Raw genomic sequence first — 421 nt, forward strand, 5'->3', positions numbered from 1 at the left:
ATAATAAATATAAGATTCCTAACACATTCTACAAGGAGATAGCATGAGCAAAGTTATTTTATTTGAAAATGAAGAATTGGGACAAGTAAGAACAATTAGAGATAAAAATAATGAGCCTTTGTTTTGCCTAAATGATATATGCAAAATATTAAATATTAAAAAAACAAATAGCGTTAGAGACTCTATAAATAAGGAGTTCGATAAAGGGGGCGTTTTTGAGTGGCACCCCTTTAAAACTCTTGGTGGAATACAAAAATTTATTGTAATAAATGAACCTGAACTTTACTTTGTCTTAATGAGAAGTGATAAGCCAAAAGCAAAGCCTTTTAGACAATGGGTTATTAAAGAAGTCTTACCAAGCATTAGAAAGCAAGGTTATTACGCGTCTAACAACGCACCAAAACTAGAAAATTATAATAAA

1 protein-coding gene is annotated in these 421 nt (G+C 29.9%); it reads left to right on the plus strand.

Annotated features, from left to right (window positions below; all coding sequences use genetic code 11):
* Positions 1-43: 43 nt before the first annotated feature.
* Positions 44-421 (plus strand): BRO-N domain-containing protein (locus CCO88_RS09955; RefSeq protein WP_002785155.1); only part of this gene is annotated, 378 nt, incomplete at its 3' end.

It is taken from the genome of Campylobacter coli LMG 9860 (assembly GCF_000254135.1).
Classification (GTDB): domain Bacteria; phylum Campylobacterota; class Campylobacteria; order Campylobacterales; family Campylobacteraceae; genus Campylobacter_D; species Campylobacter_D coli.